The organism is Kribbella caucasensis, assembly GCF_004361855.1.
In the GTDB taxonomy this organism is placed as follows: domain Bacteria; phylum Actinomycetota; class Actinomycetes; order Propionibacteriales; family Kribbellaceae; genus Kribbella; species Kribbella caucasensis.
In genome coordinates, this window is sequence record NZ_SNWQ01000002.1 from 535185 (window position 1) to 549407 (window position 14223).

The 14223-nt window shown below is 69.0% G+C and carries 13 protein-coding genes; 11 read left to right on the forward strand and 2 right to left on the reverse strand.

Annotated elements, in window-relative coordinates; genetic code table 11:
• Positions 1–252: 252 nt before the first annotated feature.
• From EV643_RS06565 to serA, 5 genes are all read left to right on the forward strand, one after another.
• Complete coding sequence (locus EV643_RS06565) at positions 253–2001, forward strand: acetolactate synthase large subunit (RefSeq protein WP_133799050.1); 1749 nt, start codon at positions 253–255, stop codon at positions 1999–2001.
• Complete coding sequence (gene ilvN, locus EV643_RS06570) at positions 2001–2669, forward strand: acetolactate synthase small subunit (protein ID WP_133799051.1); 669 nt, start codon at positions 2001–2003, stop codon at positions 2667–2669. Before EV643_RS06565 ends, ilvN begins: the two co-directional genes overlap by 1 nt.
• A gap of 42 nt (positions 2670–2711) precedes the next feature.
• A complete protein-coding gene (gene ilvC, locus EV643_RS06575) occupies positions 2712–3731 on the forward strand; it encodes a ketol-acid reductoisomerase (protein WP_133799226.1) in 1020 nt (339 codons plus the stop codon).
• Between the two features lie 269 nt (positions 3732–4000).
• Positions 4001–5080 (forward strand): S1 family peptidase, encoded by a 1080-nt coding sequence (locus tag EV643_RS06580; protein WP_238165398.1) that lies wholly within the window; start codon positions 4001–4003, stop codon positions 5078–5080.
• Between the two features lie 137 nt (positions 5081–5217).
• Positions 5218–6816: a phosphoglycerate dehydrogenase gene (serA, locus tag EV643_RS06585; protein WP_133799053.1), complete on the forward strand. Its 1599-nt coding sequence runs from the start codon at positions 5218–5220 to the stop codon at positions 6814–6816.
• Positions 6817–7013: 197 nt separating this feature from the next.
• On the opposite strand, the gene EV643_RS06590 is transcribed toward serA, so the two are convergent.
• Entirely contained in the window at positions 7014–7580 is a 567-nt protein-coding gene (locus tag EV643_RS06590) for an O-methyltransferase (protein ID WP_133799054.1), read from the reverse strand.
• 250 nt (positions 7581–7830) lie between these two features.
• On the opposite strand from EV643_RS06590, the gene EV643_RS44035 reads away from it, so the two are divergent.
• The 3 genes from EV643_RS44035 (at position 7831) to EV643_RS06600 (ending at position 10303) form a co-directional block, all read left to right on the forward strand.
• A complete protein-coding gene (locus tag EV643_RS44035; RefSeq protein ID WP_166665333.1) occupies positions 7831–7995 on the forward strand; it encodes a hypothetical protein in 165 nt (54 codons plus the stop codon).
• Complete coding sequence (locus tag EV643_RS06595; protein WP_133799055.1) at positions 7992–9041, forward strand: 3-isopropylmalate dehydrogenase; 1050 nt, start codon at positions 7992–7994, stop codon at positions 9039–9041. Before EV643_RS44035 ends, EV643_RS06595 begins: the two co-directional genes overlap by 4 nt.
• A gap of 170 nt (positions 9042–9211) precedes the next feature.
• Entirely contained in the window at positions 9212–10303 is a 1092-nt protein-coding gene (locus EV643_RS06600; protein WP_133799056.1) for a branched-chain amino acid aminotransferase, read from the forward strand.
• 60 nt (positions 10304–10363) lie between these two features.
• Here the strand turns inward: EV643_RS06600 and EV643_RS06605 are convergent, their stop codons facing one another.
• Positions 10364–11341, reverse strand: a complete 978-nt coding sequence (locus EV643_RS06605; protein ID WP_133799057.1) for a polysaccharide lyase family 7 protein — start codon at positions 11339–11341, stop codon at positions 10364–10366.
• Between the two features lie 292 nt (positions 11342–11633).
• Between EV643_RS06605 and EV643_RS06610 the strand changes: the two genes are divergently transcribed.
• The 3 genes from EV643_RS06610 to EV643_RS06620 all read left to right on the forward strand — a co-directional run bounded on the left by EV643_RS06610 (position 11634) and on the right by EV643_RS06620 (position 14197).
• Entirely contained in the window at positions 11634–12032 is a 399-nt protein-coding gene (locus tag EV643_RS06610; protein ID WP_133799058.1) for a hypothetical protein, read from the forward strand.
• 282 nt (positions 12033–12314) lie between these two features.
• Complete coding sequence (cimA, locus tag EV643_RS06615; RefSeq protein WP_133799059.1) at positions 12315–13904, forward strand: citramalate synthase; 1590 nt, start codon at positions 12315–12317, stop codon at positions 13902–13904.
• Complete coding sequence (locus tag EV643_RS06620) at positions 13901–14197, forward strand: hypothetical protein (RefSeq protein WP_238165399.1); 297 nt, start codon at positions 13901–13903, stop codon at positions 14195–14197. Before cimA ends, EV643_RS06620 begins: the two co-directional genes overlap by 4 nt.
• Positions 14198–14223 lie beyond the last annotated feature (26 nt).

The following is a 14223-nucleotide window of genomic DNA, read 5'->3' on the forward strand; positions in this document are numbered from 1 at the left end:
TGGACAGCAGGCTTGACCGGATCGAGGGGAGTCGGCAAAGGTGACTGCATGCGATCGATTCTCCTCGTACTTGTGCGGCGCGCCGACTGACGCGACCACGAGTCGAGCGCGCCCCCTTCAGCCCACCCGGCGGAGGGGGTTTTCTGTTGTCAGGGCACGGTTCCACACCCGGAACCGCCCGACGACGGGCCACCGGACCGAGGAGGAATCGGTCGTGAAAGCTACCGTGACAGACAAACAGGGAAGGCACTCATGAGTGAGCAGCTGACCGGGGCACAGGCTCTGATCCGCGCACTGGAACATGCCGGGGTGGACACCGTCTTCGGCATCCCGGGCGGTGCGATCCTCCCGGCATACGACCCGATGCTCGACTCGACCCAGATCCGCCACATCCTGGTACGTCACGAGCAGGGCGCCGGGCACGCGGCCCAGGGCTACGCCTCGGCGACCGGCAAGGTCGGCGTCTGTATGGCGACCTCCGGCCCGGGCGCGACCAACCTGGTCACCCCGATCGCGGACGCGTACATGGACTCGGTGCCGCTGGTGGCGATCACCGGCCAGGTGGCCAGCGCCGCGATCGGCACGGATGCGTTCCAGGAGGCCGACATCCGGGGCATCACGATGCCGATCACCAAGCACAACTTCCTGGTCAACGACCCGAACGAGATCGCCAGCACGATCGCCGAGGCGTTCCACATCGCCAGCACCGGCCGCCCCGGCCCGGTCCTGGTCGACGTGACCAAGGACGCGATGCAGGCCAAGGTCGACTTCCACTGGCCGACCGAACTGTCGCTGCCCGGCTACCGCCCGGTGACCCGCCCGCACCCCAAGCAGGTGCGCGAGGCGGCCCGGCTGATCGCCGCCGCGGAGAAGCCGGTCCTGTACGTCGGCGGTGGTGTGATCCGGGCCAAGGCGCACGCCGAGCTCAAGGAGCTCGCCGAACTCCTCGGCCTCCCGGTGGTGACCACCCTGATGGCCCGCGGCGCCCTTCCGGACACGCATGAGCTGCATTTCGGCATGCCCGGGATGCACGGCTCCGTCTCGGCCGTCGGCGCGCTGCAGAGGTCCGACCTGCTGATCTGTCTGGGCGCCCGGTTCGACGACCGGGTGACCGGCAAGCTCGAGTCGTTCGCGCCCGAGGCGAAGGTGATCCACGCCGACATCGACCCGGCCGAGATCGGCAAGAACCGGGCTGCCGACGTGCCGATCGTGGGTGACTGCAAGGAGGTCATCGGCGACCTGATCGGCGCCCTGAAGACCGAGATCGCGGCCACCGGCAGGACGCCCGACTACGGGACCTGGCGGCACCAGCTGGAGGCCGTCCGGGCGAAGTACCCGGTCGGGTACGACGAACCCGAGGACGGCAGCCTGTCCCCGCAGTACGTGATCGAGCGGATCGGCAAGATCGCCGGGCCGGACGCGATCTACACCAGCGGCGTCGGGCAGCACCAGATGTGGGCCGCGCACTTCCTGCCGTTCGAGAAGCCGATGCACTGGCTGAACTCCGGCGGCCTCGGCACGATGGGGTACGCGGTGCCGGCCGCGATGGGCGCGAAGGTCGCCGTACCGGACAAGACGGTCTGGGCGATCGACGGCGACGGCTGCTTCCAGATGACCAACCAGGAGCTGGTCACCTGTGCGCTGGAGGGCATCCCGATCAAGGTCGCGGTGATCAACAACCAGTCGCTCGGCATGGTCCGGCAGTGGCAGACGCTGTTCTACGACAAGCGGTACTCCAACACCGACCTGCACTCGGCCCGGATCCCGGACTTCGCCAAGCTGGCCGAGGCGATGGGCGGCGTCGGGTTGCGCTGCTCCGACCGGGACTCGGTGGACGCGACGATCGAGAAGGCGATGGCGGTCACCGACGCGCCGGTGGTGGTCGACTTCGTCGTGCACCGGGACGCGATGGTCTGGCCGATGGTTGCCGCCGGCACCAGTAACGACGACATCCGGATCGCCCGCGACATGGCGCCGACCTGGGACACCGAGGAGCTCTAATGTCGAAACACACGCTTTCGATCCTGGTGGAGAACAAGCACGGTGTGCTCGCCCGGGTGGCAGCACTGATCTCCCGGCGCGGATTCAACATCGATTCCCTCGCGGTCGGCCCGACCGAGCACCCGGAAGTTTCCCGGATGACCATCGCGGTCAGCGTGGACGAGCAGCCTTTGGAGCAGATCACCAAGCAGCTGAACAAGCTGGTGAACGTGATCAAGATCGTCGAACTCGAACCCAGCCAGACGGTTCAGCGTGAACTGCTGCTGGTGAAGGTCAAGGCGGACACCCTGACCCGGGGCCAGGTGCTGGAAACCGTCCAGCTGTTCCGTGCGAAGGTGGTGGACGTGGCTCCGGACGCGATCACCATCGAGGCGACCGGCAACCCCGACAAGCTCGAGGCCATGCTGCGGGTGCTGGAACCGTTCGGTGTCCGGGAGCTGGTCCAGTCCGGCATGGTGGCGATCGGGCGGGGTGGCCGGTCCATCTCCGACCGCACCCTGCGCCCGGTCCCGGTACCGCCGCCGCACGTGGCGACCGGGAGCCCAGCCCTGCAAGCCAAGCCCGTCGACCGGACGGCGGATCGACCCCACCACCCGGTGCCGGCGCCGCCGCCGGGTCACCGCGCGGCACCCACCAGCACTGCCCAGACCGCGTCTTCCCAGGCCTGAGCAGCCGAAAATCAAGGAGAGAGTTTTCCAGTGGCAGCAGAAATGTTCTACGACGACAACGCCGACCTGTCGGTGATCCAGGGCCGCAACGTGGCCGTGCTCGGCTACGGCAGCCAGGGCCACGCCCACGCGCTGTCCTTGCGCGACTCCGGCGTGGACGTGCGCGTCGGTCTGCCGGAGGGTTCGAAGAGCCGGGCCAAGGCCGAGGCCCAGGGGCTGCGGGTGCTGACGCCGTTCGAGGCCTGTGAGGAGGCCGACGTCATCGTCGTACTGGCGCCGGACCCGGCCCAGCGGTCGCTCTACAAGGAGGCCATCGAGCCGAACCTGGTCGACGGCGACGCGCTGGTCTTCGGCCACGGCTTCAACATCCGGTTCGGCTACATCAAGCCGCCGGCCGGCGTGGACGTGTTCATGGTCGCGCCGAAGGGCCCGGGTCACCTGGTCCGCCGGGAGTACTCCGAGGGCCGCGGTGTGCCGGTGCTCGTCGCGGTCGAGCAGGACGCCTCCGGCAAGGCCTGGGACCTCGCGCTCTCCTACGCCAAGGGGATCGGCGGTCTGCGGGCCGGCGGGATCAAGACCACCTTCACGGAGGAGACCGAGACCGACCTGTTCGGTGAGCAGGCCGTTCTCTGTGGTGGCGTGTCGGCGCTGGTGCAGGCCGGGTTCGAGACGCTGACCGAGGCCGGGTACCAGCCGGAGGTGGCGTACTTCGAGTGCCTGCACGAGCTGAAGCTGATCGTCGACCTGATGTACGAGGGCGGCATCGCCAAGCAGCGCTGGTCGGTCTCCGACACCGCCGAGTACGGCGACTACGTGTCCGGCCCGCGGATCATCGACGAGTCGGTGAAGGCGCGGATGAAGGACGTGCTGGGCGACATCACGGACGGGACGTTCGCGGCCCGGTTCATCGCCGACCAGGACGCCGGCGCGCCGGAGTTCGCCGAGTTCCGGAAGAAGAGCGAGTCGCACCCGATCGAGGCGACCGGCAAGGAGCTGCGCTCGCTGATGGCGTGGGTCAAGTCGCACGACGACGACTACGTCGAGGGCTCGTCGGCCCGCTGACGGACAACGCGTAGTACCGGATCTGCCCGGGTTGCCAGGTGGCGACCCGGGCAGATCCGTGTTTACTGAGAGAATTGGCAGCGGTGCAGGCTGTTCATGTGGAGGGGGAGTAGGTGATGGGTGAGCAGGGCAGGCGGGAACTGCCTCGGCCGCCTCGTCGTATCCCGAGCTGGGCCGCCGCCGACGATCCGCCGCGCCCGGGAACCACGATCCAGCCTCGCCAGGCCGCGACAGCTGCGACGTCTGGGGCGTCTGGGGCGCAACCGCCGATGCCGCCTCGGTTGCGGTTCCGGTTCCTGGTCCCGCTGATCGTGTTCGTCCTCGTGCTGGGCGCCGGCGCCGGCTGGCTGGTCCGCGAGCAGAGCCTCAGCCTCGCCACCGGCGATGTGATGGACGCGAGCGGGCCGACCGTCGTCCGCGTCCTCGCGACCACCTGCGAGGGGACCGGCCAGGCTGCCGGCGTACTGCTCCCGGACGGCATCGTCCTCACCGCCGCGTCTGCGATCCGCGAGCCCGTCTCGGTAGGCGTCCTCACCGCCGACGGCCGGGTACGCCGGGCCAACGTGCTCGGCGCGGACGCGAACGGCATCGCGGTGCTCAAGCTGACCAGCCGCCTGGACAACCCGACCGCCGCCCTCGCCCCCAACCTTCCCGACGCGGACGCCGACCGCGCGATCATCGGCTACACGTCGGACGGCGACCAGTTCGTCCAGCAAGCCGGTACGGCGAACCAGCCGCGCCGGCTCGCCGAGATCCTCGGCGCCGGGTCGCTCGGCGCACCGTTGTTCGACAAACGCGGCCGGCTGATCGGTCTCGTCACCGGCGATACCGTTGCCCAGAGCAAGGTAATCGGCCTGGACGACCTTGGCGGCCCGTACGCCGGGTCGGGTACCCGGTTCACGCCCGAACCGGTCGGGACCTGCCCCGCACGTGGTCCGCAGCAAACGGTGAAACCCGATCTGGCCGTCGCGAACACCCCAACGGCCGGCGAGGTCCAGCAGTCGCTGGGGGAGTACCTCGACACGTTGAACCGGCACGACTTCGCCGCGATGCAGAAGACGTACTCGGACCGGTTGGAACGGTTGAGCAACGCCGCGGTGGATGCCACCAAGCACGGTACGTCGTACGCGTTCGGCGCCGTCGTCACCGAGGTGTCCGCAGCGGGTGATGATGACGCGAACGCGCGAATGAAGTTCGTCGTACTGTTCTCGCAGGACAACCCCGGCGCCCGCGGCCAGACCTGCAGCCGGCTGGACATCCGCTACCACCTGGTCCGCGAGGAGGGCCGGCTGCGGATCGACAACGCGACCAGCATGGCGCCGCAGGACTCCAGTTGCGACACGGACTGAACAGTTCTGATGCCCATACCGGCCTGTGACACGGGGTGATCGGCGCCAACTGGGGACTGGTAGCATCGACTCAGCGGGCACAGCGCGGTGCTCAGATCCTTAGAGCCCCCTACCGCTTCTGCAGGAGATGTCTGCTCATGACTGACGCCACTCGACCCGTCGTCCTGATCGCCGAAGAGCTGTCCCCGGCCACCGTCGAGGCCCTCGGTCCGGACTTCGAGATCCGGCACGCCAACGGCGCCGACCGCGCCGAACTGCTTCCGGCCATCGCCGATGTCGACGCCATCCTGATCCGCAGCGCCACCAAGGTCGACGCCGAGGCACTGGCCGCGGCGAAGCGGCTGAAGGTCGTCGCCCGGGCCGGCGTCGGCCTGGACAACGTCGACGTGAAGGCCGCCACCCAGGCCGGGGTGATGGTCGTGAACGCGCCGACCTCCAACATCGTCAGCGCCGCCGAGCTCGCCGTCGCACTGCTGCTGGCCGCCGCGCGCCGGGTCCCGGCCGCCGACCAGTCGCTCAAGGGCGGCGAGTGGAAGCGCAGCAAGTACACCGGCGTCGAGCTGTTCGAGAAGACCGTCGGCATCGTCGGCCTCGGCAAGATCGGCGTCCTGGTCGCCCAGCGGCTGGCCGCCTTCGGCATGAACGTGATCGCCTACGACCCGTACGTGCAGGCCGGCCGCGCCGCCCAGATGGGGGTCCGGCTCGCCTCCCTCGACGAGCTGCTCGCGGTGTCGGACTTCATCTCCGTGCACCTGCCGAAGACGCCGGAGACGATCGGCCTGATCGGTGACGAGCAGCTGCACAAGGTCAAGCCCGAGGTCATCATCGTGAACGCGGCCCGCGGCGGCATCGTCGACGAGCAGGCCCTGTACTCCGCACTCAAGGAGGGCCGGGTCGCCGGCGCCGGGCTGGACGTGTTCGCCAGCGAGCCGTGCACCGACTCCCCGCTGTTCGAGTTCGAGAACGTGGTCGCCACCCCGCACCTCGGTGCCTCCACCGACGAGGCGCAGGAGAAGGCCGGGATCGCGGTCGCCAAGTCCGTCCGGCTCGCGCTGTCCGGCGAACTGGTGCCGGACGCGGTGAACGTCCAGGGCGGCGTGATCGCCGAGGACGTCCGGCCGGGGATCGCGCTGACCGAGAAGCTCGGCCGGATCTTCACCGCACTGGCCGCCGGGGTCGCCCAGCAGCTCGACGTCGAGGTCCGCGGCGAGATCACGCAGTACGACGTGAAGGTGCTCGAACTGGCCGCGCTGAAGGGCGTGTTCGCCGACGTCGTCGAGGACAACGTGTCGTACGTGAACGCCCCGCTGCTGGCGGCCGAGCGCGGTCTCGAGGTCCGGCTCGTCACCGACGCCGACAGCCCGGAGCACCGCAACCTGATCACCCTGCGCGGCACCCTGGCCGATGGCGAGCAGGTGTCCGTGTCCGGCACGCTGGTCGGCGTACGGCAGTCCGAGCGGCTGGTCGAGATCGACGGGTTCGACCTGGAGATCGAGCTGTCGGAGCACCTGGCGTTCCTCACCTACGAGGACCGTCCGGGCATCGTCGGCCAGGTCGGCCGGATTCTCGGCGACGCGGACGTCAACATCGCCGGCATGCAGGTCAGCCGCGACCGCAAGGGCGGCAAGGCCCTGGTCGCCCTGGCCGTCGACTCCAGCATCGCGGCGGCCGTCCTCGACGACATCGCCACCGCCGTGGCCGCCGACACCGCCCGCACCGTCGACCTCGAAGCCTGACCTCGTAGCGTCCGAGGAACCGAGCGCTCCAGCGCCCGCTTCTTCGGACGCAACAGTCAGAAGTGACCTGCCGGTCGGTCACACTGGAAGCGCAGGACCGGCCTGCCGCCCGCAGGCGCATGGCGGCCGGCCAGGGCCCGAGCCCCTCCCACCCGGGAGCGAGCGCTCGGGCCCACCTGCATTTCGGGGGCTTGGGGTCAGCGGCGGGTGGCCAGCAGTACGGCGGCGTCGGGGGCGACCATGACCTCTACTGTGGTGAAGCGTTTGTCCTGGAGCCATTCCTGGCGCAACGTGTCCACCCGGCCCTCGTACATCGGGGGCCATACGGCCGACGGGGTGAAGTCGTCCAGTACGACGAAACCGCCGGGCTCGACCACCTCGGCGACGATGTCGCGGGCCGAGATCTTCGCCTCGCGGGCGTCCACGAAGAGCAGGGCGAACGGGCCGCGTTCGATCAGCGCGGTCCAGTCGGCCTCGACGACCTCGATCCGCTCGTCGTCGGCGAACAGTTCGGCGACCGCCTTCGCCAGTTCCGGATCGCTCTCCGCGGTGACGATGTTGCTCCCCTCGGCCGCGCCGCTGCGCAACCAGGCCGAGCCGACTCCGCAGCCGGTGCCGAGCTCGCCGAGGGTGCCGGCCCGGGACGCGGCCAGGGTGGCGAGCAGCCGGCCGGTCTCGTTCCGGGTCGAGCTGACGAATCCGCGGCGGCCGGACAGGCTGAGGGCCGCTGAAACCAGCGGCGGTAGTTCTGGAGGAGCGCTCACCGGGTGAGAGTCGCACAGCTTCGGTCCAGTCCGGTCACCGGCATCTCACATCTCGGGACATGCTGCCCGCATTGTGGCGAAATAGTCGGACGTCAGAGTAAGTTCGGGCCCATCATGCAGTTCGCGGTACGTCTCATTCGCTGCCGCGCCGGGGTTCGCTGAGGCCGACCCACCCGGCGCGGAGTCCGAGGCGTTCCCCGCCCGCAGCTGTCGGCCTTCTCGATCAGCAGACTTCGACGGGAGCAACAGCATGTATGACATGTATCCGAACAACTGGCCGGCCATCGACGGACGTGAGCGCAAGGCCGCCCGCCGTCGCCGCCCGGTCCGCAGGAACGCCGAGAGCGGACCGGAAGCAGCAGCCGTTCAGGAAGCCATCAACCGCCGCGACAACGGGGGAGAACCCAAGAAGTGAGCACGCAGCAGACCTTCACACTGGCCGTCGTCGGGGGCGACGGGATCGGACCCGAGGTGACCGCCGAGGCGCTCAAGGTGCTCGACGCGGTGAGCGCGGTCCACGGTGTGACCTTCGACAAGACCGAGTACGACCTCGGCGCCAAGCGCTGGCACGCCACCGGTGAGACGCTGCCGGACGCCGAGCTGGAGGAGATCCGCAAGCATGACGCGATCCTGCTCGGCGCGGTCGGCGACCCGTCGGTGCCGTCCGGTGTGCTCGAGCGCGGCCTGCTGCTCAAGCTCCGGTTCGCGCTGGACCACTACGTGAACCTGCGCCCGTCGAAGATCTACCCGTCGGTCGGCTCGCCACTGGCGAACCCCGGCGAGGTCGACTTCGTCGTCGTCCGCGAGGGCACCGAGGGCCCGTACGTCGGTAACGGTGGCGCCCTCCGGGTCGGGACGCCGGCCGAGATCGCGACCGAGGTGTCCGTCAACACGGCGTACGGCGTGGAGCGGGTCGTGCGCGACGCGTTCGCCCGGGCGCAGGCGCGACCGCGGAAGAAGCTGACCCTCGTCCACAAGAACAACGTCCTCGTGTACGCCGGACACCTGTGGAAGCGGACCGTCGACGCGGTGGCGACCGAGTTCCCCGAGATCACGGTGGACTACCTGCACGTGGACGCGGCGACCATCTTCCTGGTCACCGACCCGGCCCGGTTCGACGTGATCGTCACCGACAACCTGTTCGGCGACATCATCACCGACCTGGCGGCCGCGATCAGCGGTGGTATCGGTCTGGCCGCGAGCGGCAACATCAACCCGGACCGGACCGCGCCGAGCATGTTCGAGCCGGTGCACGGGTCGGCACCGGACATCGCCGGACAGCAGAAGGCGGACCCGACCGCGGCGATCCTGTCGGCGGCGCTGCTGTGCGACCACCTGGGCCTGACCGAGGCGGCCGCCGCGATCGAGGCGGCTGTGACGGCCGACATCGAGGAGCGCACCGGCTCCCCGCGGACCACCGCGGAGATCGGCGACGCGATCACCAAGCGCGCGGCAGGGTGATGACGTGGCCCCGCTCGACCCCCGCCCGGGCGCCGCGGAGTGTCCGTCACACGCTCGCCTGACGACTTCGGCAAGAGGTACGGTGCGGCTATGAGCGAGCGTAGCGAGCGAACAAGAAACACTGCCGCCATCGCGCTCATGCCGGAACCGAGCGCCAGCGAGGTGCCGGCATGAGCGCCGATCTGCAGTTCACCGTTGAGCCAACCACCCAACCGGCCAGCGACGACCAGCGCGCCGCGATCCTGGCGAACCCGGGATTCGGGCAACACTTCTCCGACCACATGGCGATCGCCACCTGGACCAAGGAGAACGGCTGGCACGACGCGAGGATCACCGCCTTCGGACCGCTGGAGCTGTCTCCCGCGACCGCGGTGTTCCACTACGCCCAGACGATCTTCGAGGGGATGAAGGCCTACCGGCACCCCGACGACTCGATCCACACCTTCCGGCCGGAGGCCAACGCGGCCCGGTTCGCCCGTTCCGCGCGGCGGCTCGCGCTGCCGGAGCTGCCTGAGGACGCGTTCCTCGACTCCTTGCGCCGGCTGATCGAGATCGACAGGGCGTGGGTCCCCAGCGGTGGCGAGACCTCGCTGTACCTGCGGCCCTTCATGTTCGGGTCCGACCCGTTCCTCGGCGTCCGCCCGTCGGCCCAGGTCACGTACTGCGTGATCGCGTCGCCGGCCGGTTCGTACTTCGCCAAGGGCGTGAAGCCGGTCCGGATCTGGCTGAGCGAGGAGTACACCCGGGCGGCCCCCGGCGGTACCGGCGCGGCCAAGACGGGCGGCAACTACGCCGCCTCGCTGCTCGCCCAGGCCGAGGCCGCCGAGCAGGGCTGCGACCAGGTCGCCTTCCTCGACGCGATCGAGCGGAAGTGGATCGAAGAGCTCGGCGGGATGAACCTGTACTTCGTGTTCGACGACAACTCGGTGGTCACGCCGGAGCTGTCCGGGACCATCCTCGAGGGCGTCACCCGGGACTCGATCCTCAAGCTCGTCACCGACCTCGGGTACCACGTCACCGAGCGGCGGATCTCGATCGACGAGTGGCGTGACGGTGCCGCCTCGGGCCGGATCCGCGAGGTGTTCGCCTGCGGGACCGCCGCGGTGATCACCCCGGTCGCCTCGCTGAAGTGGCACGACGGCGAGGTCCAGGTGGCCGACGGCGAGGCCGGCCAGATCACCAGCGCCGTACGGAGCGCCCTCCTCGACGTACAGTACGGCCGCGCGGCCGACCCCCACGGCTGGATGACCCGCATCTGCTGAAGCGTTGCGTCCGAAGAACCGAGCGCCATAGGCCTCGGTTCTTCGGACGTTGTCAGCAGGTCAGCTGTGCTTGACCGTGACGTTGTAGATGACGGCCTCGCCGTAGTTGCTTGCGTCGCAGGGTGAGGACTTCTCGCAGTTCGCCTGGGTGTAGGCGCCGGCCTTGAAGTAGCCGCCGTCGAAGTCCGCCTCCAGCGTGCCGACCTGGGTGCCGTTGTAGTAGGCCTTGACCTCGCCGCCGTTGACCACGAACTTCGCCTGGAACCGCTGGCCGAGCCGGTAGTTCGAGGTGATCAGCTTGTAGTGCGGCTCGTCGCCGTCGGTGAGGTAGAGCTTGCTGCCCTCCAGCCGGAACACGGTGACATCGTTGTCGCCGTGGATCTGGGCGGCGACCACGTGCGGCTTGTCGTTCGGCAGATGGGTGATCGCGGTGTCGACGACCATCGTGTGGGTGCCTTCGGTGGCGGACCAGGCCGCGTTGGTCCGGCCGCCGTCGGTCATCTCGCGCAGTTCCGAGCGGGGGTAGCTGGAACCGCCGGTGGTGACACCGTCGACGGGCGAGCGGAAGCGGACGCCGTTGCCCTGGACAACGAAGTACGGGTTCTGGGCGAAGCCGTCCAGGGCGGGCTGCTTGATCTCGGTGGGCTTCTCGTCCTCGCCGATCGGCAGGGTGACTTTCCAGTTGGCCAGGTTCAGCACGTCGGCCGGCTTCGACCCGGCCGGGAGGACAGGCTTCTGTGCCGGCTTCTGCGGTACCGGCTTCTTGGCGGCCGGTTTCCGCGGGGCGGGCTTGCGGACGGCCGGCTTCCGCGGTGCCGGCTTGCGGACGGCGGGTTTGCGGGTGGCCGGCTTCTTCGTCTGGGGCTTGGCCGGTTTGGTGGTCGTCGGCTTGGTCGGCGTCGGTTTCGTGGTGGGCTTCTCGGGTGCGGGCTTGATCGTGACGACCCACGGCGGACGCGGGTCATCGGTCTGCGTGGTCGTGCCGGTCGAGGCCAGCAACACCGACAGCAACGCGGCGAGCAGATCGTGGAAATTCATTCGGTTCCTCCAGTGGGGCGACTCCCACCGAAGTATTGGCACCCGAGCAGCCGCCCGGGGCCAGATGACCGGACCCTGCCACGCCCGTACTTGCACCACTCACCAACCACGGCGAACCCGCCTCCCGCGACACCGCTCAAGCGTGCGAAGCGGCGGCCCGGCGCACTTGATGAGTGGTGGAGTGACGTTCACAGGATCTTTTCAGGTGCGGGCTGTGGGCAACCGGTCGCAGAGGGGTGGGGAGTTCGATAGGGTCGGAACCACTCGCAAACGAGGGGTGAGGACAGCAGGTATGAGCGGTTTGCCGGCCGAGGTCGAGGCGTACTACGCGGAGCTCGCCGATCGGCGCGGCTGGTCGGCGGAGACGGTGCACGCGGTTCGTGCGACGGTCGAGCTGATTCGCGACCTGGATCGCGGGACGGCGCCGCGGACGTTCGGGGCCAGGGCCGACGACCAGGGCACCGACTGGCTCTACGAAGCGGTCTGGCACGAGCGCGAGTGGGTGGTGGTCCGCCAGCTCGGCGCCGCCGAGGACGGCACGATCACCCGGTACTGGTGGCAGCGGATCGAGGACGACGAAGGCATGCTCACCGACCGGTCCCTCGACCGCGACGAATGGGGTCTCCGCCCGCTCGAGCGCGAAGACTTCTACACCGCCTGGGACGATCCAGGCTGGTCCCTCAGCGCGTAGTACGGCGGGGCGCTCGCACGTAGTACGGCGGTCCCTCAGCACGTAATAGCTGGACTCTTGCGCACGCCGTAGTACTGGTGTGCGTACTGGATGTTCGCGTTTCGAGACAATTCGCCGGGTCCTGGACGCCTTGTGGCAGACTGCCAATTGTCATGAAGAACCACCGGAACATCATTAGCTAGGCGCGCTCAGCAAGCAGTACCTGAGCGCGCAGACCTCTCGCACCTAGGCGGGAGGTTTTTTGTTTGCCGCGACACCCCAGCCCCCACCCGGAAGGCGACCATGAGCAGACCCGATGAGTTCCATGTCTACGACACCACCCTGCGAGACGGTGCGCAGCAGGAGGGGCTGGCGCTGTCCGTGGCCGACAAGATCGCCATCGCGCAGCACCTGGACGACCTGGGCGTCGGGTTCATCGAGGGCGGTTGGCCGGGTGCGGTGCCGAAGGACACCGAGTTCTTCCAGCGGGCGAAGACTGAACTACACCTGCGAAACGCGACGTTCGCCGCCTTCGGTGCGACCCGCAAGCCGGAGGCGAAGGCAGCCGACGATCCGCAGGTCGCGGCGCTGCGGGATTCCGGCGCGGACGTCGTCACGTTGGTTGCCAAGAGCCACGACGCGCATGTCGAGCGCGCGCTGAGGACCACCCTGGACGAGAACCTCGCGATGGTCGCCGACACGGTTCGGCACCTGCGCGAGAGCGGCCAGCGGGTGTTCCTCGACACCGAGCACTTCTTCGACGGGTACCGGGCCAACCGGGCGTACGCGCTGGAGGTCGTCCGGGTCGCGGCGGAGGCCGGTGCCGATGTCGTCGCCCTCTGCGACACCAACGGCGGCACGCTGCCACGTGAACTGCAGGACATCGTCCGGGACGTCCTGCAGACCACCGGCGCGCGGCTCGGCATCCATTGCCACAACGACTCCGGTTGCGCGGTCGCCAACTCGATCGCCGCCGTCGAGGCCGGCGCCACCCACGTCCAGGGCACGATCAACGGGTACGGCGAGCGGACGGGCAACGCGGACCTGCTCGCAGTCGTGGCCAACCTCGAACTCAAGCGCGGGATGAACCTGCTCCCGCCCGGCAAGCTGGCCGAGTCGTACCGGATCGCGCACGCGATCGCCGAGGTGACGAACGTGCCGCCGTCGGCCCGCCAGCCGTACGTCGGCGTCTCCGCGTTCGCGCACAAGGCCGGGCTGCACGCGAGCGCGATCAAGGTGGACCCGGATCTCTACCAGCACACGGATCCGGCCCTGGTCGGCAACGACATGCGGATGCTCGTCTCCGAGATGGCCGGCCGGGCGAGTGTCGAGCTGAAGGGTCGCGAACTCGGCTTCGACCTCGGCAGCGACCGTGAACTGGTCAGCCGGGTGACCGACCGGGTGAAGGAGATGGAGTCGCGCGGCTACACGTTCGAGGCCGCCGACGCATCGTTCGAACTGCTGCTCACCGAGGAGGTCGCGGGATACCGGGCGAGCTTCTTCGATGTCGAGTCGTGGCGCGTGATCACCGAGTCACGCGCCGACGGCGAGGCGGTGTCGGAGGCAACGGTCAAGCTCGTGGCCGGCGGTGAGCGCGAGGTCGTCACCGGTGAGGGGAACGGCCCGGTCAACGCGCTCGACCACGCGCTGCGGACGGCGATCGAGCGCGCCTACCCGGTGGTGAACAAGTTCGAGCTGGTCGACTACAAGGTCCGCATCCTCGACCAAGGGCACGGGACGGATGCCGTGATCAGAGTCCTGATCCAGACCCACGACGGCGAGGCGTCCTGGGTAACGGTCGGGGTCGGCCACAACATCGTCGAGGCATCCTGGGAGGCCCTCGTCGACGGCTTCACCTACGGACTGCTGCGCCACAAGGAGGTCGTCCGATGAGCCTGGGCGTCGCCGAACCCGACCTCGACGTACCGGACTGCGACGGACCGGACGGCGACGTACCGGAACGGGCCGGGCGCACGGTCACCGTCTTCACCGCCCGGGTGGTCGAGACCCGCGGCCTGCTCGCGCGGATCGCCGTCCAGCTCAACCCGTACGACGTCCGCGAGCTGGCGCTGTCCCTCGAGGACAACCAGCTCCAGGTCACCGTGGAAGGCAACGGCTTCGACGCCAACCGGGTCGCCGCACGCCTCGACAAGATCGTCGGCGTCCTCGACGTCACCTACTCCTGATCCCTTGCGTCCGAAGAACCGTGCGC

Excerpts from the sequence above, each read along its gene's own strand:
- EV643_RS06565 (WP_133799050.1), top strand. The coding sequence starts at position 253 with ATGAGTGAGCAGCTGACCGGGGCACAGGCTCTGATCCGCGCACTGGAA.
- ilvN (WP_133799051.1), top strand. The coding sequence starts at position 2,001 with ATGTCGAAACACACGCTTTCGATCCTGGTGGAGAACAAGCACGGTGTG.
- ilvC (WP_133799226.1), top strand. The coding sequence starts at position 2,712 with ATGTTCTACGACGACAACGCCGACCTGTCGGTGATCCAGGGCCGCAAC.
- EV643_RS06580 (WP_238165398.1), top strand. The coding sequence starts at position 4,001 with ATGCCGCCTCGGTTGCGGTTCCGGTTCCTGGTCCCGCTGATCGTGTTC.
- serA (WP_133799053.1), top strand. The coding sequence starts at position 5,218 with ATGACTGACGCCACTCGACCCGTCGTCCTGATCGCCGAAGAGCTGTCC.
- EV643_RS44035 (WP_166665333.1), top strand. The coding sequence starts at position 7,831 with ATGTATGACATGTATCCGAACAACTGGCCGGCCATCGACGGACGTGAG.
- EV643_RS06600 (WP_133799056.1), top strand. The coding sequence starts at position 9,212 with ATGAGCGCCGATCTGCAGTTCACCGTTGAGCCAACCACCCAACCGGCC.
- EV643_RS06605 (WP_133799057.1), bottom strand. The coding sequence starts at position 11,341 with ATGAATTTCCACGATCTGCTCGCCGCGTTGCTGTCGGTGTTGCTGGCC.
- EV643_RS06610 (WP_133799058.1), top strand. The coding sequence starts at position 11,634 with ATGAGCGGTTTGCCGGCCGAGGTCGAGGCGTACTACGCGGAGCTCGCC.
- cimA (WP_133799059.1), top strand. The coding sequence starts at position 12,315 with ATGAGCAGACCCGATGAGTTCCATGTCTACGACACCACCCTGCGAGAC.
- EV643_RS06620 (WP_238165399.1), top strand. The coding sequence starts at position 13,901 with ATGAGCCTGGGCGTCGCCGAACCCGACCTCGACGTACCGGACTGCGAC.